Annotated in this window: 22 protein-coding genes and 1 pseudogene; 17 read left to right on the top strand and 6 right to left on the bottom strand. The window is 68.3% G+C overall.

Going from position 1 to position 26,828, the window contains the following annotated elements; all coding sequences use genetic code 11:
* Nucleotides 1-239 precede the first annotated feature (239 nt).
* A pseudogene (locus AC3ERS_RS15325) lies at nucleotides 240-1,652 on the bottom strand (DEAD/DEAH box helicase); the annotation flags it as partial.
* A 528-nt stretch (nucleotides 1,653-2,180) separates the two neighbouring features.
* Here AC3ERS_RS15325 and AC3ERS_RS15330 point away from each other — a divergent pair.
* A complete protein-coding gene (locus AC3ERS_RS15330; protein ID WP_431967861.1) occupies nucleotides 2,181-3,227 on the top strand; it encodes an alpha/beta fold hydrolase in 1,047 nt (348 codons plus the stop codon).
* 55 nt (nucleotides 3,228-3,282) lie between these two features.
* Nucleotides 3,283-3,981, top strand: coding sequence for a ferritin-like fold-containing protein (locus AC3ERS_RS15335; protein WP_431967863.1), 699 nt, complete (start codon nucleotides 3,283-3,285; stop codon nucleotides 3,979-3,981).
* A gap of 79 nt (nucleotides 3,982-4,060) precedes the next feature.
* Here AC3ERS_RS15335 and AC3ERS_RS15340 read toward each other — a convergent pair whose 3' ends face one another.
* Entirely contained in the window at nucleotides 4,061-4,900 is an 840-nt protein-coding gene (locus tag AC3ERS_RS15340) for a helix-turn-helix transcriptional regulator (RefSeq protein ID WP_431967865.1), read from the bottom strand.
* A gap of 101 nt (nucleotides 4,901-5,001) precedes the next feature.
* Here AC3ERS_RS15340 and AC3ERS_RS15345 point away from each other — a divergent pair, with 101 nt between their 5' ends.
* A complete protein-coding gene (locus AC3ERS_RS15345; protein WP_431967867.1) occupies nucleotides 5,002-5,553 on the top strand; it encodes a YceI family protein in 552 nt (183 codons plus the stop codon).
* 153 nt (nucleotides 5,554-5,706) lie between these two features.
* Entirely contained in the window at nucleotides 5,707-5,934 is a 228-nt protein-coding gene (locus AC3ERS_RS15350; protein ID WP_431967869.1) for a DUF3107 domain-containing protein, read from the top strand.
* Nucleotides 5,935-6,024: 90 nt separating this feature from the next.
* Here the strand turns inward: AC3ERS_RS15350 and fasR are convergent, their stop codons facing one another.
* Nucleotides 6,025-6,714 (bottom strand): HTH-type transcriptional activator FasR, encoded by a 690-nt coding sequence (fasR, locus tag AC3ERS_RS15355; RefSeq protein ID WP_431967871.1) that lies wholly within the window; start codon nucleotides 6,712-6,714, stop codon nucleotides 6,025-6,027.
* A gap of 576 nt (nucleotides 6,715-7,290) precedes the next feature.
* Between fasR and AC3ERS_RS15360 the strand changes: the two genes are divergently transcribed.
* The 7 genes from AC3ERS_RS15360 (at nucleotide 7,291) to AC3ERS_RS15390 (ending at nucleotide 15,048) form a co-directional block, all read left to right on the top strand.
* Entirely contained in the window at nucleotides 7,291-8,283 is a 993-nt protein-coding gene (locus AC3ERS_RS15360; protein WP_431968003.1) for a DUF3152 domain-containing protein, read from the top strand.
* Nucleotides 8,284-8,378: 95 nt separating this feature from the next.
* Nucleotides 8,379-9,563 (top strand): adenylyltransferase/sulfurtransferase MoeZ, encoded by a 1,185-nt coding sequence (moeZ, locus tag AC3ERS_RS15365; protein ID WP_431967873.1) that lies wholly within the window; start codon nucleotides 8,379-8,381, stop codon nucleotides 9,561-9,563.
* A 186-nt stretch (nucleotides 9,564-9,749) separates the two neighbouring features.
* Nucleotides 9,750-10,601 (top strand): TIGR02569 family protein, encoded by an 852-nt coding sequence (locus tag AC3ERS_RS15370; RefSeq protein WP_431967875.1) that lies wholly within the window; start codon nucleotides 9,750-9,752, stop codon nucleotides 10,599-10,601.
* A 190-nt stretch (nucleotides 10,602-10,791) separates the two neighbouring features.
* On the top strand, nucleotides 10,792-11,709 hold the full coding sequence (locus AC3ERS_RS15375) for an SCO2523 family variant P-loop protein (protein WP_431967877.1): 918 nt from the start codon (nucleotides 10,792-10,794) through the stop codon (nucleotides 11,707-11,709).
* Between the two features lie 28 nt (nucleotides 11,710-11,737).
* A complete protein-coding gene (locus AC3ERS_RS15380; RefSeq protein ID WP_431967879.1) occupies nucleotides 11,738-12,754 on the top strand; it encodes an SCO2522 family protein in 1,017 nt (338 codons plus the stop codon).
* 57 nt (nucleotides 12,755-12,811) lie between these two features.
* The gene (locus AC3ERS_RS15385) at nucleotides 12,812-14,041 is read left to right on the top strand and encodes a GNAT family N-acetyltransferase (protein WP_431967881.1); all 1,230 of its coding nucleotides are present in this window, start codon (nucleotides 12,812-12,814) and stop codon (nucleotides 14,039-14,041) included.
* Nucleotides 14,042-14,061: 20 nt separating this feature from the next.
* Nucleotides 14,062-15,048 carry an SCO2521 family protein gene (locus tag AC3ERS_RS15390; protein ID WP_431967883.1) on the top strand — a complete coding sequence of 329 codons (987 nt, stop codon included), beginning with the start codon at nucleotides 14,062-14,064 and terminating at the stop codon, nucleotides 15,046-15,048.
* Between the two features lie 10 nt (nucleotides 15,049-15,058).
* Here AC3ERS_RS15390 and AC3ERS_RS15395 read toward each other — a convergent pair whose 3' ends face one another.
* From AC3ERS_RS15395 to AC3ERS_RS15405, 3 genes are all read right to left on the bottom strand, one after another.
* Nucleotides 15,059-15,925, bottom strand: a complete 867-nt coding sequence (locus AC3ERS_RS15395) for a hypothetical protein (RefSeq protein ID WP_431967885.1) — start codon at nucleotides 15,923-15,925, stop codon at nucleotides 15,059-15,061.
* A gap of 248 nt (nucleotides 15,926-16,173) precedes the next feature.
* Entirely contained in the window at nucleotides 16,174-17,652 is a 1,479-nt protein-coding gene (locus AC3ERS_RS15400; protein WP_431967887.1) for an MFS transporter, read from the bottom strand.
* 256 nt (nucleotides 17,653-17,908) lie between these two features.
* Nucleotides 17,909-18,580 carry a FadR/GntR family transcriptional regulator gene (locus AC3ERS_RS15405; RefSeq protein ID WP_431967889.1) on the bottom strand — a complete coding sequence of 224 codons (672 nt, stop codon included), beginning with the start codon at nucleotides 18,578-18,580 and terminating at the stop codon, nucleotides 17,909-17,911.
* 65 nt (nucleotides 18,581-18,645) lie between these two features.
* Here AC3ERS_RS15405 and AC3ERS_RS15410 point away from each other — a divergent pair, with 65 nt between their 5' ends.
* The 6 genes from AC3ERS_RS15410 to AC3ERS_RS15435 all read left to right on the top strand — a co-directional run bounded on the left by AC3ERS_RS15410 (nucleotide 18,646) and on the right by AC3ERS_RS15435 (nucleotide 26,681).
* Nucleotides 18,646-19,905 carry a CynX/NimT family MFS transporter gene (locus AC3ERS_RS15410; protein WP_431967891.1) on the top strand — a complete coding sequence of 420 codons (1,260 nt, stop codon included), beginning with the start codon at nucleotides 18,646-18,648 and terminating at the stop codon, nucleotides 19,903-19,905.
* Nucleotides 19,906-20,167: 262 nt separating this feature from the next.
* Nucleotides 20,168-21,625, top strand: coding sequence for a nitrate/nitrite transporter (locus AC3ERS_RS15415; protein ID WP_431967893.1), 1,458 nt, complete (start codon nucleotides 20,168-20,170; stop codon nucleotides 21,623-21,625).
* A 28-nt stretch (nucleotides 21,626-21,653) separates the two neighbouring features.
* Complete coding sequence (nirB, locus tag AC3ERS_RS15420) at nucleotides 21,654-24,194, top strand: nitrite reductase large subunit NirB (RefSeq protein ID WP_431967895.1); 2,541 nt, start codon at nucleotides 21,654-21,656, stop codon at nucleotides 24,192-24,194.
* 64 nt (nucleotides 24,195-24,258) lie between these two features.
* Nucleotides 24,259-24,654 (top strand): nitrite reductase small subunit NirD, encoded by a 396-nt coding sequence (gene nirD / locus AC3ERS_RS15425; protein ID WP_431968005.1) that lies wholly within the window; start codon nucleotides 24,259-24,261, stop codon nucleotides 24,652-24,654.
* 6 nt (nucleotides 24,655-24,660) lie between these two features.
* Nucleotides 24,661-25,905 carry a uroporphyrinogen-III synthase gene (locus tag AC3ERS_RS15430; RefSeq protein ID WP_431967897.1) on the top strand — a complete coding sequence of 415 codons (1,245 nt, stop codon included), beginning with the start codon at nucleotides 24,661-24,663 and terminating at the stop codon, nucleotides 25,903-25,905.
* On the top strand, nucleotides 25,902-26,681 hold the full coding sequence (locus AC3ERS_RS15435; RefSeq protein ID WP_431967899.1) for a sirohydrochlorin chelatase: 780 nt from the start codon (nucleotides 25,902-25,904) through the stop codon (nucleotides 26,679-26,681). The genes AC3ERS_RS15430 and AC3ERS_RS15435 overlap by 4 nt, the downstream gene beginning before the upstream one ends.
* Nucleotides 26,682-26,828: the final 147 nt, after the last annotated feature.

Here is a 26,828-nt window from a genome sequence, read left to right on the forward strand (position 1 = left end):
GTCGGCGCTCTCCGCCTCGACGGACTTGTCGGCGTTCTCGGTCGGCTCGCCTTCGGCGCTCGTTTCCGTCACGCCGTTGTCGGCGCCCTCACCCGCGCCGGAGCGGCGGCGACGGCGGCGACGGCGGGGCTTGCCCTCCTCCGCGTTCGGTCCGGCGGCGGTCTGCTCGGCCGCGGTCTGCTCGGCGTCGTTTCCGTCGGCCTCGACGGTCGACTCGGTGCCGACCTCCGCCCAGTCGACCGGCTGGCCGCCGCGGGTGCGCCTGCGGTTGCGCTTGCGCGGGCTGCGCGCCTCACGCTCGACCACCACGTCGTCCTCGTCGCGGACCGGGCGCGCCTTGCGCACCGTGCCGGTGACGCCCTCGGGGATGCCGAGATCGGCGAACAGGTGCGGCGAGCGCGAGTAGGTCTCCACCGGATCGGGGATGCCGAGGCCGAGCGCGTTGTCGATGGCGGACCAGCGGTTGAGCTCGTCCCAGTCGATCAACGTCACCGCGACGCCGGTGCGGCCGGCGCGGCCGGTGCGGCCGATCCGGTGCACGTAGGTCTTCTCGTCCTCGGGGCACTGGTAGTTGACGACGTGCGTGACGTCGTCGATGTCGATGCCACGGGCGGCCACGTCGGTGGCGACCAGCACGTCGACGGTGCCCTTGCGGAACTTGGTCAGCGCCTTCTCGCGGGCGATCTGACCGAGGTCGCCGTGCACCGCGCCCACCGCGAAACCACGCTCGGCCAAGTCGTCGGCGACCTTCTGCGCGGTGCGCTTGGTGCGCGTGAAGATCATGGTGGCGCCGCGGCTCTCGGCCTGCAGCACCCGCGCGATCAGCTCGGCCTTGTCCAGTGCGTGCGCCCGGTACACGAACTGCGCCGTGCGGTCGTGCACCGCGGAGTCGTGCGGCTCCTCGGCCCTGATGTGGGTCGGGCGGGTGAGGAAGGTGCGGGCCAGGGTGATGATCGGGCCGGGCATGGTGGCCGAGAACAGCATCGTCTGACGTTTCTCCGGCACCATGTTCAGGATGCGCTCGATGTCCGGGAGGAAGCCGAGGTCCAGCATCTCGTCGGCCTCGTCCAGCACGAGCACGCCGATCTTGCCCAGGATGAGATGGTTCTGCTTGGCCAGGTCCAGTAGTCGGCCCGGGGTGCCGACCACGACGTCCACGCCCGCGCGCAGCGCCGCGATCTGGGACTCGTAGGGGCGGCCGCCGTAGATCGAGGCGACCTGCAACTTGCCCTGGTGGTTGCTCAGGTACTTGCTCGCGTTCTCCAGGTCCTCGGTGACCTGGATGCACAGCTCACGGGTCGGCACGATGACCAGCGCCCGCGGCGTGCCGTCCAGCGGCGTGGTGCCGGAATCGGCGGTGGCGATGCGGTGCAGCAGCGGTACGCCGAAGCCGAAGGTCTTGCCCATACCGGTGCGGGCCTGACCGATGAGATCCTCGCCGGCCAGCGCCAGCGGGAGGGTCAGTTCTTGAATGGCGAAGGTGCGTTCGATGCCGATCTCGGCGAGCGCGCGGACGATTTCCTCGCGCACCCCCAATTCGGCGAATGTCGGGGCGGTATGCGTCGCGTCCAGTTCGGCCGTCAACAGCGTGTCCGCCACACCGGGTTCCTGCTCGACAGTGATCTTGCTCAGGTTCGTGCCTTCCTCGTTATCGCGTCACGCGCGCACGAGGCGTGGGGCGGACCGGCCGGTCCACGACAACCACGTATCCGCCGGTATTGCTCGCCGCAGCCGGATGTCGTCGGGTGCCGTCTTCGAACAGCAACTACCGGGGAACATCGGCGCAGCGCAGTCGCGGTGCGGATCTGGTGCGCGCACATTTTCCTGGACATCGGAACCCCCAGCGCCGCGCCAAGCGGCGGACGCGCGGGTAACGAAAATTTCCGTTGTCCGCAGTGATTGTAGCGTGATATTGTGCACGGCTCGAATTGCCGTCGTCGTTATTGCGCGGCAAAAGCCTCATTTCCGGCGAGCTCGCGCCGACCGCCGTTGCGCGACTTGACAATTCAACGCCGAGCTGGAATCCGCCGCAGGCCGCGGAAAGCTGCCGTCCGATGCTATTCGCGCGTGCCGCGCGCGGCCGCTCGCGGTGGTCGGCGACCGTGGCGCCCGCGGGCGGGAAACATCGCAAAACGGACTTGCCTGTTACCAGCGGTACTCCCTTGTGAGACATTCTTGTGGTGAGCATCGCAGAGACCGTCACCATCGCGGCCCGCAACGCCTGGGCGCTGACCTTCGGCCCGGGCGTCGAGGCGCCGGACCCCGCGCCCTCGACGGTGCTGTGGGACGAGCCGCATCGTCAGCTGCGCCGCTACGACGGCGGCGGGTCGGACGGCGCTTCCGCGGTGCTCCTCGTGCCGCCGCTCGCGGCTCCTGCCAGCTGCTTCGACCTTCGCCCCGACCAGAGCCTGGCACGCTTCCTGTGCGAGACCGGCCGCGCCACCTACATCGTCGACTACGGCGAGATCACCTTCGGCGACCGCAGGATGGGCTTCGAGGACTGGATCGACGACATCCTGCCGGAGTCGATCATGCGAACCTCCGCCGACACCGGCGGCAAGCCGGTGGACCTGGTCTGCTGGTCGATCGGCGGAACGCTGGCGCTGCTCACCGCCGCCGCGCACGCGCACCTGCCGATCCGCTCCATCACCGCCGTCGGCTCCCCGCTGGACTACGACAAGATGACCGGCATTCCCCAGCTGCGCGCGGTCGCGAAGCTGACCGGCGGCATCGCCACCTCGACCGCGGTCAGGGCGGCGGGCGGCATCCCGGCTCGGCTCACCCGCGCCGCCTACCGGATCACCGCGTGGGACCGCGAACTCACCAGGCCGTGGTTCGTGGCGAGCAATATCGCCCGCACCGAGACGCTGGCCAAGATGGAGTCCATCGACCGGTTCATGGCCGCGATGCCCGGCTACCCCGGCCGCTTCTACGGCCAGCTGTGGGGCCGCCTCATCCTGAACAACGACATCGGCCGCGGCGTCGTGCGGCTCGGCGATCGGCGCATCGCGCTCGCCGATGTGACGGCGCCCGTGCTGCTGGTCGGCGGGCCGACCGACGTCATCACCCCCGCCGCGGCCGTCGAGGCGGGCGTCCGCACGCTGACCGGCGCCGCGTCCGTCCGCTACGAGACGGCCCCCGGCAGCCACCTCGGCATCCTCACCGGTGAGACCGCTCGCGACACCACCTGGGTTTACCTCGACAAGTTCCTCTCGGAACAGAACTGACCGCAGGGTGCTGTGTTGGCGGACTTCACCCTGCCGCGCCTATTAAGCTAGCGGCATGGGAGCACAGTCATCTGCAGCGCTTGGCGTTTCGTTCGATCCGGCAACCTCGCCCATCGCCGCAGATCATCCCGGCGTGACCGATCTGTTCGCGGTGCTCGCCTACGGTGAGATCTCCGCGTTCTACCGGCTGGCCGAGGAGGCCAAGCTGTCGCCGACGCTGCGCGGGAAGGTCGCCGTCGCGAAGATGGCCTCCGCGGAGATGGACCACTTCAAGACCCTCGAGGCGGCCCTGGCCGAGCGCGGGATCGAGGTGTTCGACGCGATGGCGCCGTTCGTGCGCGCGCTCGACGCCTATCACGCGTCCACCGATCCCTCGACCTGGCTCGAGTCGATGGTGAAGTTCTACGTCGGTGACGGCATCGCCGCGGACTTCTACAGCGAGATCGCGGGCGCGCTGTCGCCGGACGTGGCCGCCGTCGTGCGCGATGTGCTCGCCGAGACCAGCCACTCCGAATTCGTGGTCGAGGAGGTCCGGCGCGCGGTGTCGGTCAGCCGCTCCCAGCGCGACCGGCTCACGCTCTGGGGCAGGCGACTGCTCGGCGAGGCGATCACCCAAGCCCAGTACGTCATGGCGCAGCGCGACGAACTCACCGATCTGGTGCTCACCGCGACCGGCGATCTGAACGGCATCGCCGCGCTGTTCGAGCGCATGCAGGACAGCCACGCCCAGCGGATGGCTGTTCTCGGGATCTGAGGCTCCGCCCGAAAAGGAACCCGAACAGGCGAAGCCGGACGGAGTCCGTCGACAGCCCTGAGCACGGCCGGGGTATGCCTTACTCGTTCGCGGCCCGGTTGTGCACCAGCCGCAGCCCCTGAGAACGGGTCGCGGCCTGGTCGAGCAGCCAGACGACGACGCTCTGGTCGCGGTCGGTCTCCATGGTCTCGAACGGCACGTCGACGTGACCGTGCACCGGGTGATCGAACTCCAGCACGCTCGACACCGGTCCGCCGCCGATTCGGTGCGGTTTCCACCGCTCCAGGAACTCCGGCTCGCGCCGGAGCGCGTCGATCATCCCGAGCAGTTCGTCGTCGCCGGGCCAGCGCAGCTTCGCCCGCAGGAGCGCGGTCACGAACGTGTCCGCGGCCGCGGGCCAGTTGCGCAGCGTTCGCCGCGCCCGCGGATCGGCGAACGTGTACCAGACCAGATTGGCCTCGCCGTGCTCGCCGATCAGGCCGAGCGGGGTCGCGAAGTCGGCCCACGCGTGGTTCCAGCCGAGCACGTTCAGCCGCCTGCCGATGACGAACGCGGGGGTCGGCTGCAGCGCGTCGAGCACGGCGCGGATCGTCTCGCCGAGCTGCTCTTTGGGGGATTCGCTACCCGGACAACGGGATTCGTTACCGGAAGCGAGCGCGAGCACGCCGAAATGATGCCGCTGCGCGCCCTCGAGCAACAGCGCGTCGGCGAGTGCGTCGACCACCGCCACCGACGGATTGGTGTCGCGGCCTTGCTCCAGCCGGGCCAGGTAGTCGGCGCTCACGCCCGCCCGTACCGCGACCTCCTCGCGGCGCAGCCCCGGCGTGCGGCGCCTGCCGCCCTCGGGCATTCCGACGTCGGCGGGCCGGAGCTCACCGCGGCGAGCGACGAGGAATTCGGCGAAACCGTTACGTGCCATGCCTCCATCGTGCCTGTTCCCCGGATATTCAGCCTCGCCCTGGCAGGTCCAGGATAACGGCGGTCTGGTTAACGGACCGCGGTCCGGACAAGGTCGATGGCATGACGAACACTTCCGCACCCACCACCGACACCCAGCAGCTGAAGCCCGGATCCTGGGCGCTGGACACCGCTCACTCCTCGGTCGCCTTCACCGTCCGTCATCTCGGCATCTCGAAGGTGCGCGGCGGCTTCACCCGCTTCGAGACCGAATTCGTGGTCGACGAGGCGGGCGCCGCGACCCTCGGCGCCACCATCTACCTCGACTCGTTCGACACCGGCAACCCCGACCGCGACGCTCACATCCGCACCGCCGACTTCCTCGACGTGGCCAGCCGTCCGACGCTGACCTTCCGCGCCCCGCAACCGGTGCAGGTCGCCGAGACGTTCACCGTCGAAGGCGAGGCCACCCTCGGTTCGGTCACCAGGCCCGTCACCCTCGAGGTCGAATGGGGCGGCGTGCAGGACTTCGGCCCGACCGGCGACCGGCACGCCGGATTCTCCGCCACCGGCACCATCAAGCGCACCGACTTCGGCGTCGGCGGCCCGATGCCCGGCATGCTCAGCGACGCGGTGAAGATCGAGCTGGAGATCCAGCTCATCGAACCCAAGTGACCAGCCGCCGCACCGACCGGGTTTCGCGGTCAGCGTAGGCAGTGCGGTGCCGCGCAGCCGTTGCCCTGCACTAGCCTTGGACCGGACAGCAAGAGCGCACGGGCGGACGCGACGTCCGACCGCCGCACAGGACTCTAGGTTCGGAGGTTGGCCGTGGAGGTCAAGATCGGTATTTCGGATAGCCCGCGCGAGCTCGTGATCAACAGTGGGCAGACTCCGGAAGAGGTCGAGGCGATGGTGTCCGAGGCGCTGAGCGGCGCGGGCGGCGTTGTGGCGCTCACCGATGACAAGGGCCGCAAGTTCCTGATCCAGGCCTCGAAGGTCGCCTACGTGGAGATCGGCACCGCGACCAGCGGCCGGGTCGGTTTCGCCGCCGTCTGACGACAGAGCAACGAGCCCTCGGATTCCCGGTCATCGACCGGGAATCCGAGGGCTCGTTCGCGTTCGCTGCGTGGTGGACCGCGCCGCCGATCAGAAGCGCTGGGAGTTGCCCGAGTAGTCGATCGGATGCAGCGGGACGTGCGACAGACCGCCCCAGGCCAGCGCGACGGTGGTGTCGACGGCCTCGTCCTTGGGGATCGGGCGGTCCGCCTCCAGCCAGTAGCGCGCGGTGAACTGGCTCGTGCCGACCAAGCCGACGGCCAGGATGCGCGCACGGTAGGGATCCAGGCCGGAGTCGTGCGCGACCAGGTCGAAGACGGCGTCCACGCATGCCTCGGTGGCCTGCTCGACCCGGCGCTGCACCTGCGGTTCGCTGGTCAGGTCGGATTCGAAGACCAGCCGGAAGCCCTGCATCTCGTTGTCGACGAAATCGAAGTAGGCCTGCACGGCGGCGCGCACGCGCTGGCGGTTGTCGGTGGTGGAGCGCAGCGCCTGTCGCACGCTCGACACCAGCATGTCGACATAGTTCTGCAGGACCGCGAGGTACAGCTCCAGCTTGCTGGTGAAGTGCTGGTACAGCACCGGCTTGCTGACACCGGCGACCTGCGAGATCTCGTCCATGCCCGCCGCGTGATAGCCGCGGAGCACGAACACCTCGCTCGCCGCGTGGAGTAGCTGCTGCCGCCGTTCGTCGCGCGGCAACCGCGTACCGCGTTTCGCCGGCACCATGGCCTCGGACGACATTCTGCGGGACGTCATCCGGTCCACGAGCTCTGTCATTTCGGCTCTCCCAGTCGATTCCCCGGCAAAAGGGGTTGTGCACCGGGTATCCAAAGAACGATACCCGGTTGTAGCTCACAAGCCGATCGGGGCCGTCGATCTCGTCAACCGATGAGACGTGGCGCACACCAGGAACGCGGTCATTCCGGCGCACGCGCGGGCGGATCGGCGCGGATCGGCCGCGTATCGCGCCTACCCCCGGTCAGGACGCACTCGACCGGCTGTCGTCGGCTCTGTGAGAACCTGTCTTATGTGACCCTGCGTGCAAACGGGGATCGGGCACGCGATTCCGGCCCGTCCATCGTCTCCGGCGGCGGGCGCGATGCGCTCGGCCCCGCTGGCTCCGGGTCGCCCGATTCCGTAGTCTCTGGACCCGTGGCAAGGTCCGGTCCCGAATCGCGTTCGGGTGCGGCTGCCCGATCGGGCGCTGTACCGCGGTCCGGGATCGCAGGTCGGCCCGGCCGATCCAGACCCGAGCGCGGGAGCCGCATCGACCCGTGGCCGCGGAAACCCGACGGCGACGAGGCGGAAACCGCGCCGACACCCCTGCCGCCACGTGACGCCAACGGCGTCGAGATCTACGACCCTCTCGGTCTCTACCCGGGCGCCGCCAACCGCTCCCACCAGCCCCTGCGGGCACGCTGGGATCCCACGGCGCCCGATCCGAATCGCGCCCGCGGACCACGACCCGAGCGCAACACCAAGAAGCAGAGCGCCCTCGGTCGTTTCGTCTCCACCTACGGCTGGCGCGCGTACGCACTTCCCGTGCTGTTCGTGGTCACCGTGCTGGTGATCGTCGACGCGGTGCGCGGCGGCGCGGGCGGCACTGGTTCGAGCGTGGCCCCCAGTTTCGGACGGCTCAGTCCGCGCGCCGCGACCGCGGGCATCATCGGCGCACCGCCGGGAGACGGGCAGTTCCCCGCCGACCTGCCCACCGGTGCGCTGCCCGAGGGCGGCCCGTTCACCGAGAACGGCGTGGGCAACTGGCGGGTGGTCCCCGGCACCACCGCCGAGTTCGGCGCGGGCACCGAGTACCACTTCAGCTACACCGTCGAGATCGAGAACGGCGTCGACACCTCCGGCTTCGGCGGCGACGAGTCGGTGGCCAAGATGATCGACAGCACCCTGACCAATCCGAAGAGCTGGGCGAACGACAAGAAGTTCGCCTTCCGCCGCGTCGATCAGGGCAACCCGGATTTCCGGATCTCGCTCACCTCGCGCCAGACCACCAGGAAATCCTGCGGTTTCGACATCCCCATCGATTCCTCGTGCTTCAATGCCGACCTGGACCGGGTGGTGCTCTCCGAGGTGCGCTGGGTGCGCGGCGCGCTCGCCTTCGAAGGCGACATCGGCTCCTACCGGCAGTATCAGATCAACCACGAGGTCGGCCACGCCATCGGCTACCACCAGCATCAGCCGTGCGAGACCGACGGCGGCCTGGCGCCGATCATGATGCAGCAGACCTTCGGCACCAAGAACAACGACATCGCCGCGCTCGATCCCGACGGCCTTGTTCCGATGGACGGCAAACGCTGTCGCTTCAACCCCTGGCCGTACCCGCGCGGCTGATCGCGGACCCGGTGCGCGACGATAATGGGGAAGAACGGCTCGATCGTCGGCGTTGCACATCGCGATCGGCCAATTCGATTCGAGGAGTCCTGGACGTGTCATCACCGAAGTCCCTGCCGCCGCTGGTCGAGCCGGCTGCGGAACTGAGCAAGGACGAGATCGCCCGCTACAGCCGTCACCTGATTATTCCCGATGTGGGTGTGGACGGGCAGAAACGTCTGAAGAACGCCAAGGTGCTGGTGATCGGCGCGGGCGGCCTCGGCTCGCCTGCCCTGCTGTACCTGGCCGCCGCGGGTGTCGGCACGCTCGGGATCGTGGAGTTCGACGAGGTCGACTCCTCGAACCTGCAGCGCCAGATCATCCACGGCGAATCCGACATCGGCCGTCCGAAGGCCGACAGCGCGCGCGACTCCATCCTGGAGATCAACTCCGGCATCGACGTGCGGCTGCACAAGATCCGCCTGGAGCCGGAGAACGCGGTCGAGCTGTTCCGCGACTACGACCTGATCCTCGACGGCACCGACAACTTCGCGACCCGCTACCTGGTGAACGACGCCGCGGTGCTGGCGGGCAAGCCGTACGTGTGGGGTTCCATCTACCGTTTCGAAGGCCAGGTCTCGGTCTTCTGGGAGGACGCCCCCGATGGCCGCGGCCTGAACTACCGCGACCTCTACCCCGAGGCCCCGCCGCCCGGCATGGTCCCGTCCTGCGCCGAGGGCGGCGTGCTCGGCGTGCTGTGCGCGTCCATCGGCTCGATCATGGTGACCGAGGCGATCAAGCTGATCACCGGCATCGGCGACCCGCTGCTCGGCAGGCTGATGGTCTACGACGCACTGGACATGAGCTACCGGACCATCAAGCTGCGCCGCGACCCGGAGCGCCAGCCGATCACCGAACTGATCGACTACGACGCGTTCTGCGGTGTGGTGTCCGACGAGGGCCAGGCCGCCGCGGCCGGGTCGACCATCACCGCGCGTGAGCTGAAGGAACTGCTCGACGCGGGCAAGGACATCGAGATCATCGACGTGCGCGAGCCGGTCGAATGGGACATCGTGCACATCGAGGGCGCGCGGCTCATCCCGAAGGACCGCATCCTGTCCGGTGAGGCGCTGTCCGAGCTGCCGCAGAACCGCCCGATCGTGCTGCACTGCAAGACCGGCATCCGGTCCGCCGAGGCGCTCGCGGTGCTGAAGAACGCGGGCTTCTCCGACGCCACCCACGTGCAGGGCGGCATCGTCGCCTGGGCCAACCAGGTCGACACCAGCCTGCCGGTGTACTAGGCGTACCTCCGCTCGCGCGCCGACGTCCGGCTCTTCGGCGCGCGGCGGGGTTCGCTTGGCGGACGCGCACGGGTGCGATACGACGGATAAGGGCCGTACAGGGCCTGGATCCGTGCGGTAACCAGCTGCGCGCCCGGACCGGCGCGGCGTCCGAATCCGGCCCCTCACCGGCGGTACCGTACGGCCGTGACTTCTGTGGAACCCCCCGAGCACGTGCGCGCCACGTTCGGTCTGCGCGAAGTGACGCCGGTTTCGCTCGGAGACTGGGACGGCGGCTGGCGCTGCGGCAACGTGGTGCTGACCCCGGTCGCCGATCACGCGCGGGCGGCGTGGTCGGCCAAGATCCGCGAGACGCTGAAGGTCGACGGGTTGCGCGTCGCCCGTCCGGTGCGCGCCACCGACGGCCGCTACGTGGTCTCCGGCTGGCGCGCCGACACGTACCTGGAGGGCAGCCCCGAGCCGCGCCACGACGAGGTCGTCTCGATCTCGCTGCGCCTGCACCAGACGACCACGAAACTCGAGCGCCCGCGCTTCCTCGTGCAGCCGCCGATCGCGCCGTGGGTCGACGTGGACGTCTTCGTGGCCGCCGACCGCGCCGCCTGGGAGGCGGTACCGCTGCGCAGCCTGCGCGCGGGCGGCGCGATGCCGGCCACCTCGCCCGACGGCAGGCGCAGCATGGAACTCATCGGCCAGCTGGCCACCCTGCGCAAGCCGGTGCAGACCCCCGCCCAGCTGGTGCACGGCGACCTGTTCGGCACCGTCCTCTTCGCGGGCGCCCACACGCCGGGCCTCACCGACATCACCCCCTACTGGCGCCCGGTCGCCTGGGCCGCGGGCGTCATCGTCATCGACGCCCTCTCCTGGGGCGGCGCCGACGACGGCCTGGTCGACCGCTGGTCCGACCTCCCCGAATGGCCCCAGATGCTACTGCGCGCCGTCATGTTCCGCTTGGCCGTGCACGCCTTGCATCCCCGCTCCACACCCGAGGCATTTCCCGGGCTGGCCCGCACCGCCGATATGGTCCGGCTGATGCTCTGACCGGTACCGGTTTTCGCCGCAATCCGACAGCGACCCAAAAGCCAATCGGCGGAGCGCGATTGGCGGAATGCCGCCCGCGTCGCGTGATATCTTGCGCAGCAAGCGTTGGCGCCGCGCCCGTTCTGCGATGATCGATGCCGCGACCGATCGCCCACGGCGAACCAGGATGCGGCAAGGGGGTGCTGAGCCGATGATCGTGATCGCCACATCGGACAAAGGCGGTACCGGGAGGTCGGTCAGCAGTGGCAATCTCGCGTATCGGCTGAGCACGGCCGGACAGAGTGTCGCCTACCTCGATTTCGATTTCGGTGCGCCCACCGCGGGCGCGATCTTCGAAATCGGTTCGGCACAACGCGGGGTCTCGGGTGGCGCCGGGCTGCATTCATATCTGCTGGGGCGCAACACAACTGCCGCACAGATCGACGTCTACGCGGCCACCGATCGGGTAACGCTGCGCAAACAACGCCACCGGCGCGGTCGATTGGTGTTGCTGCCGGGCGACGAGGGCGGCGGCCAACTGGCGCGCGCCGATCAGCACGACGCGATCACGCGATGCGCCGCATTGCTGCTCGAGCTGCAGCATGCGTTTCAGACCTGCATCATCGACCTGAGCGGCGGCCGGTCGATCGCGATGGAAGTGGTTCTGCGCGCGACCGCCCTGCCGCAAATGCGCGAGTCCCGCATGCGTTGGATCGTGTTCCACAGATGGACGCGCCAGCACATCGTGGCGACGAGCGGCTTGGTCCACGGACCGCACGGGCTGCTGGAAAGCGGTGCGGCCTACGGCCACGATCCGACGAAACTGCTGGAGTCGATCCGCTATGTGCGAACGCTTGTTCCAGCGGCAAACGAGCTCGGCGCTACGACTGCGGCCGGCGCTGTGTGGATACAGGAACAAAACCACGGCTTGAAACGGCTGGCGTCGACCGCGCGGCTCGGCGCGTCCGTGGTGCTCGGCGAAATTCCCTTCGATTCGCTGTTGCAGTGGCGCGAGCAGATCATTCTGGATGCCGACGTCGCCGCGGGTCTCGCGAAGGGCGAGACAGTGGACGCTTTCCAGCAGCTGGGTCGTCGACTGTTCGACGACGCCACCTGGGAAACGCTGTGAGCAGTTCACGGACAGGAGTTCGACACTCGTGAACGACATCGAAGGCTACACGGAGGCCGCCGAGCGGATCCGGGTCGCGGAGGTTCCGCTCTCGCACCTGTCCATCGAGGTCGGGCACTTCTACATGACCGACTTCGACAACGGCGCGGAACACATTCGGGCGGAATTCCGCCGGCTGGCTCCGCTGGTCGGCGCCTTCACCGCTTTCGCGCGGCGAGACTTCGGCCCGCGGGCACGGGTGAGTACCTGTTTCCTGATCGATGACTACTTCCGTCCGGACGCGGACCCCGCGAGGATCCTCGAGCTGCTGCTGGGCGCGGCGGACGAATGCGGAGTCGCGATCGATTATCTGGCACGCGAGTCCGCCTGCTGGGAGGCCCCGGTCGGTACCCCGGAATCGGCGAGCGCCGAGCGAATTCCGTTGGCGGAGATGGTCGCCGCACGCATCGTCGCCGAGCCGCCGCGGAACTCCACGGGCAGCAGGCCGCCGACAGCCGAATCCGGTTGGCTGTGCAACGGAGTGCGCTCCTCGGACGACGAGCCCGGCGAGGCGATGCATCATGCCGGTCCGTACCGCCCGCCGGAGGAGTTCGGCCGACGGGAGCATTCGATCTTCCTCGACGTCCAGATGTGGAGCAGGGACAACAGCCGAGGCAACGGCGGTGATTCGCGGATCCGGTGGTCGTGCCCCTTCCTCGCGTCGATCTGGCAGCTGTTGCGGCTGGGCATGTTGCGCTACGAAGGCGCGGCCGTCGTCGATCCGCAGCCGTGGCGATGGGAGGACGGGTGGCCGAAGGAGTGGCGGGAGCTTCCTGCGGTGATCCAGCTCAATCCGGCGGCGAAGCCGTTCGCGGCCTATCGGACGCTCTCGCTGCTGCCGCAGCGCTATCTCGGAATCGAGCACGCGGTGCAGGTCATTCTCGACCACGTCGATGTGGATCCGGAAGTCACCGAACAGATCACCCGGCGCGGGTTGGCCGACGGAATCACGGTGCCGCGCAGAGTTGCCGAGCGGATTTCGCACACGATGCTCGGCCCATGGTGATCCCATTGTGGTGTCGCGCTTGGTGTTCGTATCGGTGACCGAACGAGGGGAGTAGTCATGAGGACGATTCGGATCGCGGACGAGAACGACATCGCCACCCTGGACGCGCTGGACGCCCTGTGTTTTCCGCCGGGGGATGTCGACAGGGAGCCGGCTTCCGGCGACGAGCTTCGCGACGGGGTTTCGGGGAGAAGGGTTTTCGTCGCCGAGGACGATATCGGCATCATCGGCTTCATCCACTTCGAGCGCCCCTCGCCGAGTCACATCTACATCAGCTCGCTCGCGGTACATCCGGATCGCCGTCACCGGGGCATCGGCGCTCTTCTCCTCGACCATCTGATGCAGCGGCTGCGCGGATCCGAAAACGGGCGCCTGCCGTCGATCTCGACGGTCACCAGTCCACGGAATTATCCGATGCTGCGACTCTTGTTCTCGCGCAAGTTCGTTGCTCGCACCATGATGCGCGGATATTTCGGGCCGGGGCGAGACCGCGTCTATTGCCAGTACAAGCTGCGAATCGACTACGTGGATCCGGACGAGCGTTACCTGGTGCCGATCGAGGCGGAGGGGCATGTCGATCGACTCCTGTCGGACGAGAACTATGTGATCACCGCGATAGTCGAGCTGCCGTCCGGCTCTGCCTTCGAATTCTGCCGATTCGATCGGGACGATCTGGCAGGCCTGGAATCGGACGAGACATCGACGAGTGTCACTTTCGCGGGAACGATTCTCGCCGCGATCACCTTCGTGCTCGGTTTCTCGCTCTCCTCGAACAACTTTCCCAATCTGGCCAAGGCGCTGCTGCTCGGTTCCACGCTCGCCACGACGATGGCGCTGGTCGTCTACACCAACGCCGCGGGCGAGATCGCGCGGCTGCGTTCCCATATGTTCGAATTGCATATGCGGACCGGGAATGTCTTGTCCGAGTACGGGGGCGTGTATCCATTCCTGATATCCCTGCCGATCGCGTTCGAGCACGCGACGGATTCGTTGCCCGCGGGTCTGGCCGCGTCCGCCTTCTTCGTCGTGAGTCTGGCCTTGTACGAACGGTCGAGATTCTCGATATCGTCGAGATTCCAGCAGAGCATCACCACCAGACTGCTGTTGCTGATCACGGTGACCGGCCCGGTGACCGGTGTGCTCGCGATCCGCTCGGAGATCGGCTCATGGGTATGGACCGTCGGCACCTTCCTGGTGCTCGCGCTGCTCTCGCTGATCTTCCTCACGCGGCGCACCGGCGAACAGCGTCGCGTCAATCCGAACGATCACTGGGATGTGCGTGATTGACCGTGCCGACGCCTGAATTCGTGTCCGATCCGCAGACCCGGCCGCTGGTCGTTCTCGGGGAAGTGCGGACCTGCCTGGTGCCCGACTCGGCAGCATTGAGCCAGGGTGTCGTCCAAGATCTGCTCGCCTTGGTTCCGGGACGGCGCGTGGTGTCTCGTTCGCGCCCGGTGGCTCTGGCGAGCTCGCCGAGCACCGCGATCGGCGTGGACTGCCGGCTGGCGACCGCCTCTGGCACGACCCTGCGCGCGGTGGGGACGGCGGCCGCCAAGGCGGTAGTGGTCGGCGGCAGGGTGCTGCAGAGCTCGGTCCATACCGGGGTGGTCCGGTCCTTCAGCACCCGCAGGCAGGCATGGTCGCACTATCTGGGGCGAGCCGGTGTGACCGAGGTGCTGACGCGAGTGTCCGATGGCGACCGGGTCGGCGCCGACCTGGTCGAGGCGGTCATGCTCTCGGGCGTACCGCCGCCGGAGACGCTCGATCTGGGATCGATCAGCGAGCACCTGCTGCGGCGGGTTCGGATGAACGCGGCGTTGGACCAACGTGTCCCCTTCGTGGCCGAGACGACGAGGCTGCGCTGGGCCGCACGGGTCGTGCCCGATGCGCAGCCGAGCCTGCGGTTCCTGCTCGACGACGAGGCAAGGCGGTGCGCGATCGTCACGGTGGGTGACGAGCGTGAACTGGCCGTGGTACCGCGGTTCTGCGAGGATCTCGCGCTCCACGATTGGCTGCTCACCGTCGTCGGCGCCGAGATCGAGCGAGCGGATCTGCTGACACACAACGGCTCCGAATCGGTGAAGATCGTGGCGACGATGCTCGAGCACGTCGTGCATCTCTGGCTGCCCGGCGCGCACTCGCCCGCGGCATTGCGGGGCGTATGGCGCCAGCTGGAATCGGACCCGGGATTCTCTCGCCAATGGGAATCGCGGATCTACCAGCTCCGCGATCGGCTGTCCGTGGCGACCCTGTCCGCGCTGTACCAGGCGGACCTGAGCAGAACGAACTGGTAGCGCGGCGGGATCACAGCCTGAACCATCGTCGGACCAACAGCGCGAAGAAGACCGAAGTGGCAACGACGCTCAGCCAGGATTCGAACACCAAGAGGGCCCGCCCGGACGAACCGAGCGTTTCCTGATCGTCGGCGCCGAGCGGCGCAAGCGCGCTGACCACGCACAGACGCAGCGCCGTGGTGAGCGAAACGCCCTCGATCGCGACGAGGGCCACGGTGCTGAGGATCAGCACGACACCGATCCAGCCGAGCAGCCGGAACGGGTGAAAACCATAGCCGCACAAGAGATCCGCGGCACGCCCCGCAGTGCGCTGCCACCACGGATAGATTCTTGTCGTCCGTATTCTCGCACTGGCCAGTTCGCAGCGGTCCTGCGCATCGCGATCCTCGTTCACGCCGTACAGCCAGGCGGCGCGGCGGAACGCCATGCGCGCGTGCGCGGGCAGCAAGGCACCGCTCAGCGCGCTTCCGAGGCGCTCATAGGTCTGGGCCAGCCGCTCCCGCTGTACGTGGCTCAAGCTGAGCGGCCCGCGAAATTCGGTCTCCGCCGCCACCAGCGCTTCGATGACCTCACCGAGGAGGCTTCCGGTCGTTTCGTCGTCGGCGTCCGACGGCCGTTCGAAGACAGCGGTATAGAGATGCTGAAAAGTCAGGCTGTCGCCGCGTCGCCGGACGCCGGGTGGCTCGTAGCTCACGAGGATGTTTTCCACATGGGCATACAAGTCTTCGAGAATTCGTTCCTCTGCACCGACGGCCCGTGGCGCCGACTCGCGAAAGCGCTCGACCTCGACCGAGTAGGCGTCAGCGTGGCGCGCGATCCTGGTCGTCATCGACGCGACGAACGGCGAGATCGCCGTTCGGCCCACGTCATCGTCCATGATCGGGCTCCCCAGAATCGAAACGACTCGGATGGTCGTCGCTGTCGACCATAGCAACGGAATTCGCCGACGAAGCCGAAACTTTCACGATTACGCGCGATGGTGCGAGCACGGCAATGCCGAATGCCGCTGGGAGGCCCTTGTTCCCAGCGGCATTCGGGGGCTCGGCAGCCCGGAGGGGGTTTCGGGCTGCCAGACCCGGACCGGTATTCGGGGTTCGGGTTCGAATACCGGACGTCGGTTGCGGTTTACACCTTCGCGTAGGCCAGCGAGGGGACGCGGCCGATGGCGAAGGAGGACCGCAGGTAGAAGAACCAGGTGACGGTCGCCATCACGAGGAAGGCCACCGCGTAGGTCCAGAAGGCGGGCGCCATGCTGCCGAAGTTGATGTTGGACAGGCGAAGCGCCTGCTGCAGCAGGTAGCCTCCGGAGGCGCCGACCGCGCCGATGACGCCGATCGCCGCGCCCGCCTGTCGCTTCGCCGACGCCGCGGCTTCGGCGATGTCCAGGCCGTGCTCGGAGGCGTACTTCTTGGCCTCCGCGCTGAAGATGGACGGGATCATCCGGTAGGTGGAGCCGTTGCCGATGCCGGTGAGGATGAACAGCGCGAGGAAGGCGGTCAGGTAGAGCGGGAAGCTCTTCAGCTCCAGCGCCGCCATGATCCCGGCGACCGCGACGGACATGCCGCAGAAGACGAACAGGGTCATCTTGGCGCCGCCGACCTTGTCGGAGATCCATCCGCCGAACGGACGGCTGAACGAGCCGACCAGGGCGCCGAGGAAGGCCAGGTTGCCCAGCGTGGTGATCCAGCTGATCTTGGCCAGGTCGGGGAAGTTCGCCTTGATGAGGGTGGGGAAGGCGAAGGAGAACCCGATGAAGGAGCCGAAGGTGCCGATGTAGAGGAACGACATCACCCAGGTGTGCCGGTTGGTGAGCGCCAGCTTGTAGGACTTGCCGTCGGACTTGGCGGTGCTGATGCTGTCCATGTAGCGCAGCGCGCCGAAGGTGGCGATCAGGATGAACGGCACCCAGACCAGCACCGAGAGCGTGATGCCGAAGCGGTAGCCCGCCGGATCCTTGGCCGTGAGATGGGTGCCGAGGGTGATCAGCAGCGGCAGCACCAGCTGGGTCTGCGCGACACCGAGATTGCCGCCCGCGGCGTTGATGCCGAGGGCCGCGCCCTTCTTCCCCTCCGGGAAGAAGAACGAGATGTTGGCCATCGACGAGGAGAAGTTGCCGCCGCCGAAGCCGGCCAGCGCCGCGAGCACCATGAACACCCACATCGGCGTGCCCGGCTGGTTCACGAAGTAGGCCAGGCCGAGCGTCGGGATGAGCAGCATGGCCGCGCTGAAGGCGGTGAAGGCGCGCCCGCCGAATTTCGGAATGGCGAAGGTGTACGGAATGCGCAGTGCCGCACCGACGAGCGTCGGGGTGGAGGTGAGCAGCAGGGCGTTGCTGACCGCGGTGGGGTTACCCTTGCCGAGTCCGGCGAGGAAGTCGAAGCCGGCGGCGCCCATGCTGGTGACCACCGTGCCCCAGATGACCCACACGCTGAAGCCGAGATTCTCGGCGAATACCGAGAAGATCAGGTTTTTGCGCGCGGTCAGTTTTCCGCCCGACTCCCAGAATTTCGTGTTGTCCGGTTCCCAGTGCTCCAGCCAGCGGCCACGCTTCTGGTGGCTGAACGATTCCGACTGCTGGCCGGTGGCAGCAACTGTGGCAGTCATCGGCTTCCTCTCGATCTGTCTCGACCGACCCTCATCGCGGCAATCGTCGCGCCGTTGCGACGTTGTTCGTCTCGGGACGCCCCTCCATTCGACAGAGGGGCCGTCGAGTTGCCTTGTACGGTCGAGACAAAGGTAGAAGCCGGTTGTTGCGAGCCAATGGCGTTCCGTGACGTTCCGGGCAAATCCGACTCACATGGGGGAAGAGCCCTCGGTGACCGGTTGGTTACCTGGTCGCCTGCTCTAGAACCGGTTGGAACTATCGGGCGTCCGGGTATTCCGCGATGAGCGAGCCGAGGAAGCAGCGCGCGGCCTGCGCGGCGCGATCGGCGTCGCCGTCGACGACGGCTTGCACCAATTCATTGTGCTCCGCGTCGTAGGAATCGTCGGATTTCGAAGTCCGCGAGCGGATCACCTGTTCGATGGTGGGCAGCAGCGAGTCGTAGAACTCGAGGTACACCGCGTTGTGGCTGGCGACCACGATCGCGCGGTGCAGCGCCACGTCGGCGGCGATGGCGGTGCGGGTGTCCTCGTCCCAGTGGAGGCTGCGTTCCTCTAGCAAACTGCGCAGGTTCGCGATGTCGGCGTCGTCGCGACGGCGCGCCGCCAGCGCGGCGGCGGTGGTGTCGAGGGCCAAGCGCAATTCGAGGACGTCGCGCTCCTCGGCGTCGGCGAAGTACTTGCCGAGCGTGCCACCGACTTCCGAGGCGGCGATCACATAGGTGCCCGAGCCTTGGCGTCGTTCCAGCATGCCGGCGTGCACTAGCGCCTGGACGGCCTCGCGCACCGTATTTCGACCCGTCCCGGTGAGCTCGGTGAGCTCCGGTTCGGTCGGGATGCGGGAGCCGATAGCCCAACGGCCGGAACGAATTTCGGCACGCAGCTGTTCGGTTACCTGGGCGATGAGGCTGGTGCGCCGGACGGGTTGCACCGGAACAGAGTACCGCCCGTCACAAATTGTTGCCGCCGATCATAGGGTCATCCTATGATTTTTCGGTGACAGCGACCCTTCCGGACACCGCGACCCGCCACGAATCCGCCGCCCCCGAGCTGCGCGAGCGCGCGCTCGTCGAGGGCAGGCTGCTCGTCCTCACCGCGATCGTGATGTCCGCACTGGTCCTGCGAGTCGCCGTCACCGCGTTCAGCCCCCTGGCCGAACGGATCGGCGCCGACATCGGTTACTCGACCGCCGTCGTCGGCGTGTTCGGCATGATCCCGACCGCGATGTTCGCCCTCTCGGGCCTGCTGACGCCGCTGCTGGTGCGCCGCATCGGCCTGGAGCGCACCGCGCTGACCGCGATGCTGATGGCGGGCCTCGGCATGCTGATCCGGGCCTCGGTGCACGGCACCGCCGAACTGCTGATCTTCTCCGCGCTCGCGCTCGGCGGCATGGGCATCGGCAACGTGGTGATCCCGCCGCTGGTCAAGCGGTACTTCCCGGACCGGCTCGCGATGATCAGCTCGCTCTACATCACCATGGTGCAGCTGGGCACGGTGGTGCCCGCCCTGATCGCCGTGCCGGTGGCCGAGGCGCACGGTTGGCGGATCTCGGTCGGCCTGTGGGCGCTGCTCGGTTTCGCCGCCGCGGTGCCCTGGCTCGGGGTGCTGCGCGCCCGGCGCGGCCGCGACCTGGCCGACAGCACCGGTATGGGTGCGGACCACAACGAGCCTGCGGGGCAGGTCTGGCGTTCGCCGGTCGCGTGGGGGATGGCGGGCATGTTCGGCATGACCTCGCTGAGCACCTACGCGATCTTCGCCTGGCTGCCCAAAATCCTGGGCGAAGCGGGCGCGAGCGCCGCGTTCGGCGGCACCATGGTCGGTCTGTTCGCCCTTGTCGGGTTGGTGGCCGCGCTCTCGGCGCCGACCCTGGTCGCGCGTTTCCGTAATCCTTTCCCCGTCGTCGTGGTCTGCGCGGCTCTGTTCTTCGTCGCCTTCGCAGGTCTGCTGATCGCACCGATGAGCGCGCCGGTGCTCTGGGTGGTGATCCTCGGCCTCGGCCCGAGCACCTTCCCGATGGCGCTCACCCTCATCAATCTGCGCACCAGGACGCCGCGCGGTTCGGCGGCGCTGTCCGGATTCACCCAGGGCGTCGGTTACGCCGTCGCGTGTGCGGGCCCGTTGCTGTTCGGCATGCTGCACACGGCGACGGGCGGCTGGCTCGCGCCGTTCGCGATGCTGAGCGTCGCGGTGCTGATCTTGCTCGCGGGCGCTTGGCAGGCGTGCAAACCACGCATGCTCGAGGACAGCTGGGCTTGACCGCCCGCGACTCGCCTCATTCGAGTTGCGGGTCGGCACGACGCGGCGCATGCTGTGCGCGTCACACCTCACCGGCCGCTGTGCGCGAGATCGGCTGTTTGTCACCCGTGGAAACCCTTATGTCACACGGGTGAAACATTCGGTTGAAACTCACCCCGATATCCGGGTAATCGTGAGCAACCGTTGATTTGACGGTCATTTCCCGCAGCATTTCGGCAATACCTGTTTCCTACCGTTGGGGCCAACCGATTTTGGGAGGCCCTTGTTGAGCACGCTGACGCGTAACCACAACATCGAGCACTGGGATGCCGAAGACGTCGCGGCCTGGGAGGCGGGCGGCAAGGATATCGCCAAGCGCAACCTGATCTGGTCGGTCTTCGCCGAGCATGTCGGTTTCTCGGTCTGGTCGATCTGGTCGGTGATGGTGCTGTTCATGCCCACCGACAAGTACGGCATCGACCCCGCGGGCAAGTTCTTCCTCGTCGCGATGCCGACGCTGGTCGGCGCGTTCCTGCGGATCCCCTACACCGTGGCCACCGCCCGGTTCGGCGGACGCAACTGGACGATCTTCAGCGCCTTGATGCTGCTGGTCCCGACGCTGTTGACGCTGTACTTCATCAACCAGCCGGGCACGTCCTACACCACCTTTATGGTCGTGGCGGCGTTCGCGGGCTTCGGCGGCGGCAACTTCGCCTCCTCGATGACCAACATCAATGCCTTCTACCCGCAGCGGCTCAAGGGCTGGGCCCTCGGCCTGAACGCGGGCGGCGGCAACATCGGCGTTCCGGTCATCCAGCTGCTCGGCCTGCTGGTCATCGCGACGCTCGGCAACGGCTACGCCTCGCTGATCTGCGCGATCTACCTGGTGCTCGTCGCGCTGGCCGGTGTCGGCGCCGCGCTCTACATGGACAACCTGAAGAACCAGAAGGCCGACCTGTCCTACATGATCACGGCGCTGAAGGTGCCGCAGTCCTGGGCGATCGCCTTCCTCTACATCGGCACCTTCGGTTCGTTCATCGGCTACAGCTTCGCCTTCGGCCAGATCCTGCAGATCAGCTTCAAGGCGGGCGGCGACACCGCCGCGCAGGCCGCGCTGCACGCCGCGCAGATCGCCTTCATCGGCCCGCTGCTCGGTTCGCTGGCCCGCCCGTACGGCGGCAAGTGGGCCGACCGGATCGGCGGCAGCAAGGTCAGCATGTACGTCTTCGGCGCCATGATGGCCGCCGCGCTGCTGGTCGGCCTGGCCAGCACGGCCGCCGACGGCAACAAGGGCGTCGCCACCGGCGGCGTGATGACCGTGCTCGTCATCGGCTTCATCGCCCTGTTCGTGCTCTCCGGCATCGGCAACGGCGCGGTCACCAAGATCATCCCGTCGGTGTTCGACGCCAAGTCCAAGAGCCTGGACGCCGGCCCGGCCGAGCAGGCCGCCTGGTCGCAGAACACCTCCGGCGCGCTCATCGGCTTCGTCGGCGCGATCGGCGCGCTCGGCGGCGTCGGCATCAACCTGGTGCTGCGCACCTCCTATGCCTCGACCAGCTCGGCCACCGCCGCCTTCTGGGTGTTCATGGTCTTCTACGTGGCCTGCGCCACGGTGACCTATCTGGTCTTCCTCCGCCGTCCCACCATGGCCGCCGACACCGACGTCGTGCACGAGGCCGAGGCGCTGGTCCTCGAAGCCGAGGCCGCCGCAACCAAGTCCAACTCGTCGGCTCGCGCCTGACGCCCGAACCATTCCCAGGGAGGTCACCATGAACCCCACAGTCGATCCCGCCCAGCGCAAGACCGCGGTGGTCGTCGGCCACGGTATGGTCGGGCACCGTTTCGTCGAGGCACTGCGCTCGCGCGACGAGGCCGACCAGTGGCAGATCGTCGTCCTCAGCGAGGAGCAACTGCCCGCCTACGACCGCGTCGGCCTGTCCTCCTACGTCGGCACCTGGGACGCGAGCGCGCTCGCGCTGCCGGGCAACGAGTACGCCGGTGACGCGCTGGTGGAGCTGCGCCTCGGCCAGCGCGCCGAGACCATCGACCGCGAGGCGCGCAAGGTCGTCACCTCGGCGGGCGACACCATCGCCTACGACGCGCTGGTGCTGGCCACCGGTTCCTACGCCTTCGTGCCGCCGGTGCCGGGCCACGATCTGGATGGCTGCTTCGTCTACCGCACCATCGAGGATCTGGACGGCATCCGGGCCGCCGCCGAAGCGGCGGGCCCCGGCGCGATCGGCGTGGTGGTCGGCGGCGGTCTGCTCGGCCTGGAGGCGGCCAACGCGCTGCGCCTGCTCGGTATGACCCCGCACGTCATCGAATACAACGACCGGCTGATGCCCGCGCAGGTCGACGCGGGCGGCGGCGCGATCCTGGAGCGCTTGGTCACCGACCTCGGCCTGAACGTGCACACCGGCGTCGGCACCCAGGCGATCGAGGCCGTGGGCGAGAGCAAGCTGAAGCTGACCCTCTCCGACGAGTCGGTCATCGAGGACGCCTCGCTCGTGGTGTTCTCCGCGGGCATCCGTCCGCGCGACCAGATCGCCCGCGACGCGGGCATCGAAGTCGGTCCGCGCGGCGGCATCATCACCGACCTGGGCCTGCAGACCTCGGACCCGAACATCTGGGCCATCGGCGAGTGCGCCGCGGTCGAGGGCATCTGCTACGGCCTGGTCGCCCCCGGTTACAGCACCGCCGAGGTGGTCGCCGACCGGCTGCTCGGCGGCGCGGGCGAATTCCCCGGCGCCGACATGTCCACCAAGCTGAAGCTGCTCGGCGTCGACGTGGCCAGCTTCGGTGACGCGCACGGCACCACCGAGGGCGCGCTGTCGGTCGTGCTGCACGACGCGGCCAAGGGCACCTACGCCAAGCTCGTCGTCTCCGACGACGCCCAGATCCTGCTCGGCGGCATCCTGGTCGGCGACGCCTCCGCGTACTCGGCCCTGCGTCCGCTGGTGGGCCGCCCGCTGCCCGCCGATCCCGCCTCGCTGATCTCCCCGGCGGGCGCGGAACTCGGCGCGGACGCCCTGCCCGACGACGCGCAGATCTGTTCCTGCAACAACGTCAGCAAGGGCGCGATCTGCGGCGCGATCGCCGAGGGCGCCTGCGATGTGCCCGCCATCAAGAGCTGCACCAACGCGGGCACCTCCTGCGGCGGCTGCGTGCCGATGCTCAAGAAGCTGCTCGAGCAGTCCGGCGTCGAGGTCTCCAAGTCGCTGTGCGAGCACTTCACCCAGTCGCGCGCCGAGCTGTTCCAGATCGTCCAGGTCACCGGTATCCGCACCTTCTCGGGCCTGATCGCCAAGTACGGCAAGGGAACCGGCTGCGACATCTGCAAGCCGACCGTCGCCTCCATCCTGGCCTCCACCTCGAGTGATCACATCCTCGACGGCGAGCAGGCCGCGCTGCAGGACACCAACGACCACTTCCTGGCCAACCTGCAGAAGAACGGCACCTACTCGGTGGTGCCGCGGATGCCGGGCGGCGAGGTCACCGCCGAGCAGCTGATCACCATCGGCGAGGTGGCCAAGGAGTTCGGCCTCTACGTCAAGGTCACCGGCGGCCAGCGCATCGACCTGTTCGGCGCGCGCGTCGAGCAGCTGCCGAAGATCTGGCAGCGCCTGGTGGACGCGGGCATGGAATCCGGCCACGCGTACGGCAAGTCGCTGCGCACCGTCAAGAGCTGCGTCGGCTCCACCTGGTGCCGTTACGGTCAGCAGGATTCGGTCGGCATGGCCGTGCTGCTCGAAAAGCGTTACCGCGGACTGCGTTCCCCGCACAAGCTGAAGCTGGCCGTCTCCGGCTGCGCCCGCGAATGCGCCGAGGCGCGCGGCAAGGACGTCGGCGTGATCGCCACCGAGCACGGCTGGAACCTCTACGTCGGCGGCAACGGCGGTCTGACCCCGAAGCACGCGGTGCTGCTCGCCGGTGACCTCGACGACGAGACGCTGATCAAGTACATCGACCGCTACCTGATGTTCTACATCCGCACCGCCGACCGGCTGCAGCGCACCGCGCCGTGGCAGGAGGCGCTCGAGGGTGGCATGGACTACCTCAAGGCGGTCGTCTGCGAGGACAGCCTCGGCATCGCCGACGAGCTGGAGGCCGCCATGGCCAAGCACGTCGACGGATACAAGGACGAGTGGGCCGCGGTGCTCGACGACGAGGAGAAGCTCTCGCGCTTCGTCTCCTTCGTCAACGCGCCGGAAGAGTCCGACCCGACCATCTCGTTCGACGACAGCGGCGAGCGCAAAGTGCCGGTGCTGTTGGGTGTGCCACAAATGCCGGCCGCCACGCACGGGAAATAACGTCTTAACCGTGTGGAAACAGGACGCCGGTACCAATGAGTATGGCGTTCGGAGGAGGAACCCGATGACCGTGATCGATACACCCAGCATCTCGCCAGCTACGGCCACCGGTTGGACGCAGGCATGCCGACTCGACTATTTGATCCCCGGCCGCGGCGTTGCGGTGTTGCTGAAGGGTGGCCAGCAGGCCGCTCTGTTTCGACTGACCGACGGCAGCGTCTACGCCGTCGGCAATATCGATCCGTTCGGTCGCGCGGCCGTCATGTCGCGCGGGATCGTCGGTGATCGCGGCGGCGTGCCCGTCGTGGCCTCGCCGCTGCTGAAGCAGGCGTTCTCGTTGCTCGACGGGCGATGCCTGGACGACGAATCGGCGGCGCTGCCGGTGTACGCGGTGCGTGTCGACGACAGCATCGTTTCGGTTTCCAACGAGCCGGCGGCGCTCGACTCCTCGGACGGGTGAACATCCATGACGACAACTGAGGCGGGCGCCTGTCTCGCCGGATTCACGGTGGGCATCACGGCGGCGCGGCGGGCCGAGGAGTTCGCCACCCTGCTGGTCAGAAGGGGCGCCACCGTCGTGTCGGCGCCCGCCATCCGGATCATTCCGCTGGCCGACGACAACGAATTGGAGCGGGTCACCCGGACGCTGGTCGCCGAGCCGCCGCAGATCACCGTGGCCACCACCGGCATCGGTTTCCGCGGCTGGATGGAGGCGGCCGAAGGCTGGGGTCTGGCCGAAGACCTGCGCAGCACGCTGGCCGCCACCCGCATGCTGGCCCGCGGCCCGAAGGCCAAGGGCGCCATCCGCGCCGCGGAACTGCGCGAGGAATGGTCGCCCGCCTCCGAATCCTCCGCCGAGGTGCTCGATCACCTGCTGGCCGAGGGCGTGGAGGGCGTGCGGATCGCGGTGCAGCTGCACGGCGCCACCACCGAGTGGGAGCCGGTCCCCGATTTCTGCGAGGTATTGCGTTGCGCCGGAGCGGATGTCGTTCCGGTGCCGGTGTACCGCTGGACTCCACCCGCCGATCAGGGTCCGATGGACCAGCTGATCGAGGCGATCGTCACCGCGAGCCTGGACTGCGTGACCTTCACCAGCGCTCCCGCCGTGGCGTCGATGTTGATGCGCGCCAAGGAAACCGGACTGTTGGAGGGTGTGCTGCACGCCCTGCGCGGCCGGGTGCTCGCGGCGTGTGTCGGGCCGATCACCGCTGCGCCGCTGGAAGAGCTCGGCGTGCCGACCTCGATGCCGGGGCGTGCGCGGCTCGGCGCCCTGGCCAGGCACGTGGCCGAGGAACTGCCCAGGCGGGCCAACCGGATTCATGCCGCCGGACACAACATCAGCGTGCGCGGCGCCTGCGTCGTCGTCGACGGTCAGGTGCGTCAGCTGGCGCCCGCGCCGATGGCGCTGATGCGGTCGCTGGCTCGCCAGCCCGGTCGGGTGGTCTCCCGCGAGGACCTGCTCTCGGCGCTACCCGGCGGCGGTGACGACACGCACGCCGTGGAGACGGCGATCGCCCGGCTGCGGGCCGGGCTCGGCACGCCGAAGGCGATCCAGACCGTGGTCAAGCGCGGCTACCGGCTCGCCTTGGATCCGGCCGAGTGCACCGACAACAATCCGCGCCAGCTGCCGCCGACGCGGCCGCAGGGACCCGGTATCGGCGCGCCCGTGCGTGCTCCCAAATACGCCCCGCAAGCGATGGGAAGCTGGTGAGCACGCCGGCCCTGGTGCTGGTGGCGCACGGCACCCGAAGCACCAGGGGTGTGGAGATGATCGCCGCGCTCGCCGAGGCGGTCTCCCGTGAACTCGGTGCGGCGCAGGCTGTTCCGGAGCTGGGCGCCGCGATTTCGGGGCGCGGCGCCCACACCGGCGCGCCCGTCGTCCGCACCGCTTTCGTCGACGTGCTCGGCCCGTCGCCGTCGGAGGTGTTGCGCGACCTGAGCGGCGCGGCGGAATCCGTTCCCGCCGTAGTGGTTCCGGCCTTCCTCGCCTCCGGTTACCACGTCTACCAGGACGTGCCGCGCGAGGTCGCCGAGAGCGGCAACGACGCGGTGGCCGTCACCCCGGCCATGGGGCCGGACCCGGCGCTGGCCAGGATCATGGCGATGCGGTTGCGTGCGGCGGGCTGGCGGCCCGGTGACGCGGTCGTGTTCGCCGCGGCGGGCTCCTCGGATGCGCGTGCGCGCCACGATGTTCGGCGCGCGGCCGCGATGCTGGCCGAGCACCTCGACGCGCCGGTGCGCATCGGCTACGTCGCCACCGGCGCCCCCCGCGTCCCCGAGGTGGTCACGGATCTTCGTGCCTCCGGCGCGCGGCGGGTGTTCATCGCGTCCTACCTGCTGGCGCACGGCCTGTTCCAGCAGCGCCTGCACGACGCGGGCGCCGACGGCGTCGCCGAGCCCATCGGCGTGCACCCCGCGGTCGTCCGGCTCATCGCCGACCGCTACCGCGCAGCCGTCCTTGACCTGGCCAAAACCCGCGTACGCTGAGCACCGCCCCGGTCAGGGCCGCTGAGGGAGGCGGCCCTGACCGGGGATGCTTACGGCTCGGCCGACGTGTACTCCCCGCAGCCCCGCACCTGTCACTGATGGCGTGAGGTGGCGGAAAACTCTGTGTCGTCAGAGGATTGGATACCG

It is taken from the genome of Nocardia sp. bgisy134 (genome assembly GCF_057708325.1).